Source organism: Hydrogenivirga sp. 128-5-R1-1 (genome assembly GCF_000171895.1).
Genome location: NZ_ABHJ01000049.1, coordinates 1 through 4,260, shown reverse-complemented (window position 1 = coordinate 4,260; position 4,260 = coordinate 1). Strand labels below are relative to the sequence as shown.

The 4,260-nt window shown below is 27.7% G+C and carries 4 protein-coding genes; 3 read left to right on the top strand and 1 reads right to left on the bottom strand.

The genetic code is table 11. The features are described from left to right. The coding region (locus HG1285_RS05750) for an endonuclease MutS2 (RefSeq protein WP_008288314.1) at nt 1–2,309 on the bottom strand (2,309 nt) is incomplete at its 3' end. A gap of 116 nt (nt 2,310–2,425) precedes the next feature. Here HG1285_RS05750 and HG1285_RS05755 point away from each other — a divergent pair. The 3 genes from HG1285_RS05755 to HG1285_RS05765 form a co-directional block, all read left to right on the top strand. Next, nucleotides 2,426–2,695, top strand: coding sequence for an acylphosphatase (locus HG1285_RS05755; RefSeq protein WP_008288313.1), 270 nt, complete (start codon nt 2,426–2,428; stop codon nt 2,693–2,695). Next, nucleotides 2,679–3,737 (top strand): M23 family metallopeptidase, encoded by a 1,059-nt coding sequence (locus HG1285_RS05760; protein WP_008288312.1) that lies wholly within the window; start codon nt 2,679–2,681, stop codon nt 3,735–3,737. The genes HG1285_RS05755 and HG1285_RS05760 overlap by 17 nt, the downstream gene beginning before the upstream one ends. 8 nt (nt 3,738–3,745) lie before the next feature. After that, nucleotides 3,746–4,260 (top strand): aminotransferase class I/II-fold pyridoxal phosphate-dependent enzyme (locus tag HG1285_RS05765; protein ID WP_008288311.1); only part of this gene is annotated, 515 nt, incomplete at its 3' end.

Sequence of the window (4,260 nt, the reverse complement as noted above, 5' to 3'; positions counted from 1 at the left end):
ATCTCAGCAATAGTAACACCCATTCCACCTTCAGAGTATTGGGCGTCTTTGTACCTTATTTTATAAGGGCAAGTATCAAGATATTCTCTTACAGCTTTTCTAAGAATTCCAGCTCCATATCCGTGAATTATTCTTATGTTTGTATATCCTTCTAAAATAGCTTTATCTAAATACTGGCTTAACTTGTTAATAGCCTCGTCTTTCGTTAAACCTATCAGGTTTATCTCATTACTAATGTTAGTTTTACTTTTTTTGATATGAAATTTGGATTTTTTCTCCACGTTTACGTTATCTACTTTTTCCAAGTCTTTTATATTTACCCATATTTTTATTCCGTTAAAATTTACATTAACTTTATTTTCTCTAATAGAAATAATTTCTCCTACTGTGTTTTTATCTTTTAATTTTACTTTATCGCCTATGTCAAGTTCTTCATTTTGTATAGCTTCTTCAGTTTTATTAATTTCATTTATAGTAAGAGAAATCTTTTTATTAAATTCTTCAATTGCTTTTCCTGAACCAGAAGTTTTAACTTCTTCTAATATAGAATATCCTTCTTTTTTTATTGACTTTACAAACTCTTTAATTTCAGAAATGCTTTCTTTCCATTTTTCTTTTTTTAGTTTTTCAAGTTCAGCATTTAATTTTTCATACTTTTCTTTTTGATGCTTAACTTCTTTTACAAGTTTTTCATATTTTTCCTTTTCTTCTTCGTGCAAAACCTTTAATCTTTCAAGCTCTTCTATTGCTTTATTCAAAGACAGGCTGTCTTCGTTTATATACTTTCTGGCATTTTTTAAAACTTCTTCATTAATTCCTATTTTCTGAGCTATATAAAATGCCATGCTCTGTCCAACAGAATTATATAAAAGATTGTATGTAGGTTTTAAATTCTTTTTGTCAAATCCAACAGATGCTACTGTAAAGTATTCATCAGATAAAGCATAAAGTTTTATTTGTTTGAAGTGAGATGTTATCACAATATAAGATTTTTTTTCTTTTAAAAACTCAAGTATCCCAATGCCTATGCTTGAGCCTTCGTCAGGGTCAGTTCCGGGAATCAATTCATCAAGTAGAACAAGGCTTTTATCATCTGTATTTTCTAATATTTCTTTAATATTTGATATATGCCATGAATATGTGGAAAGGTTCTGCTCTATACTCTGATAATCTCCTATGTCAACAAAAATATTATCAAATATACTAATCTCACTTTCTTCATCTACTGGTACAGGAATACCTGTCTGGAATATTAGAGATAATAATCCTAAGGTTTTTAATGCTACAGTTTTACCACCTGTATTTGGTCCAGTTATTACAAGTCCTCTTTTATCATTATCTAAAATTAAATCAATTGGTTTGAACTCTTTTCCACTTAGTAAAAATAATGGGTGCTTTGCTTTTTTTAAGTTAATGTTCTTAGAAATTTCTGGGAAAATAGCTTTTATTTTTCTGCTGTATTTTGCGATTGAGAATAGATAATCAAACTCAATAATGGCTTCAAAAGTATTTTTTATATTGTTGTATTTATTTCTTAATATATTGGTTAAAAATTCAAGGATTTTTCTTATTTCTATCTGTTCTTTAATTTTTAAATCTGATAATTTGTTATTTAGTTCTATTACATTTAAAGGTTCTAAGAATATAGTATGACCTGTTGATGACCTGTCATGTATTATTCCTTTTAGTTTTGAAGAAAAATTTTCCTTTACAGGGATTACATATCTATCTTTTCTTATGGTAATAATTTTTTCCTGAATTATATCTTCGTAATTTGGGTTGTGTATAATATGCTCCAAAATGGATTTTATTTTTTGTTCTATTTCTTTTTTGCTTTTTCTTATTTTATAAAGCTCTCTACTTGCACTATCTTTTACAAAACCTGCCTCATCAATACTGTCTTTTATAATTTTCTCTGTTTCTCTTGATGAAAAAAGTTTCTTATAAAGAGCTAAAAACTCTATGCTTTCCTTATTTAGTTTCTCCCTTAGAAAGTTTTTGATTTCCCTTGATATACTGAGAATGTTGGTAATATCAAGTATCTCAACAGGAGATAGTATACTTTCTTCAATGTAAAGTAATTTTAAAGTTTCTTCAATATCTGGATAGTTTGATAATGGGAAAAACCCTTCTTTTGTAAAAATATCTAAAAAAGCCTGGGTAAGATTTAATATTTTTTTTAAATCTTTATGATTTTTTACAGGTTTGAGATTTTTAATTTTTTCTTTTGTTTTTTCATTTTCGGTAAAGCCTGCTAATTTTTCTAAAAAAATGTTGTATTCTAAAAGTTGTAAATCCTTTTCTCTCATCTTACCTCATCATATTTTTGTATTTTTATTTAACACAAATAATATTCTGATACTTATAATTTTCAACTAAAAGTAATATAATATACTATTAATAGCTGATTGTTTAGAGGTCAAATTTGGTTCTTCATGCAATTATAAAAGGAAAGGTTCAGGGAGTAGGTTATAGATATTTTACCCAAAAAATTGCCAGTGAACTTAAATTAAAAGGATGGGTAAAAAATAATCCTGATGGAACTGTTGAAGTTTGGGCAGAAGGGGACGAAAATACTTTAAATATATTTTTAGATAATTTAAGAAAAGGTCCACCTTTATCTTTTGTTGAAGATATTAAATATGAGTTTATAGATAAAGAAGGAGGTTTTGCTGATTTTGAAATCAGGTATTAAATTTTTAATTTTAACTTTAATTATTACTACATTTACATATGCATATACATATCATACTGTAAAATCTGGAGAAAATCTTGCTTTAATAGCTAAAAAGTATAAAGTAAATGTAAGTGATATTATAAAAATAAATAATTTAAAAAAGCCTTACATTATAAGACCAGGTCAAAAATTAAAGATACCTTCAAAAAAAATTGTAAGCACGTCTAAAAATAGCTCATGCTCTGTATATCATAAGGTTAAACCTGGAGAATCTTTAATTACAATAGCCAAAAAATACCATGTATGGGTAAAAGATATAAAAAGGCTTAATAATTTAACCTCTAATATTATAAGAGTAGGGCAAACCCTATGTATAAAAAAAGGGAAAGTAAAAAAATATTCAAAAAGCACACAGAAAAAAAAGGTTAAAAAGAAAATAAAATTAAAAAAAGAAATAATAACAAAAATTATATATCATAGAGTGAAATCTGGAGAAAATCTTTCGTTAATTGCACAAAAATATAATACTTCTGTAAGTGAAATAATAAGATTGAATAGATTAAAAAAACCATATATTATACGTCCCGGTCAAAAGTTAAAAATCAAAAAGAAAATAGTTAGATTAAAAAGAATAACTGAAGAAGAAAAAGTTAAAACAGTCAAAAAATCTATGCCTTTTGGATTTATCTGGCCTGTTGAAAATGGTACAGTTGTAGCCAAATTTGTAAATTCAACGACTTTAAGACACTTGGGAATAGATATTAAAACTGACTGCAGTGTACCAATAAAATCATCAGAAGATGGAAAAGTAATATATGCAGGGAACAGTATAAAGGCTTATGGTAATCTGGTAATTATAAAACACCCAAATAGATACAATACGGTTTATGGACATATAGGAAGGATTGCTGTTAAAGATGGACAGTATGTAAAAAAGGGAGATATTATTGGTTTTACAGGAAAACTCAATAATGGAAATGAATGTGGAGTTTATTTTGAAATAAGAAAAAATGCTTCTCCTGTAGACCCTTTAGTTTTATTACCAAAAAAAGAGAGGTAAAAAATTAGATGCAACAATATGAAGAATTTCCAAGAATAAAAAGACTGCCTCATTATGTTTTTGCAATAGTAAATGAATTAAAAGCAAAAATGAGAAGGGAAGGTGAAGATATTATAGATTTTGGTATGGGAAATCCTGATTTACAACCAGCGAAACATATAATAGATAAGCTGTGTGAATCAGCAAAAAAGAAACATACACATAGATATTCTATGTCCCAGGGTATACCAAGACTTAGAAAAGCTATTGCAGATTTTTATGAAAGAAGATACGGTGTAAAATTAGACCCTGAAACAGAAGCTATAATGACCATTGGTTCAAAAGAAGGTATCTCACACCTGATGGTTGCAATGCTTGAACCAGGAGATATAGCTTTAGTTCCAAGCCCAAGGTATCCTATACATTATTACGCTCCTGTTATTGCAGGGGCAAGTGTTTTAACTGTTCCACTTCCTCTTGAAGGAACTGACAGTGAGAAACAAGAAAAATTTTTAAAAAGTATATATGAATCTTATGAAGACAG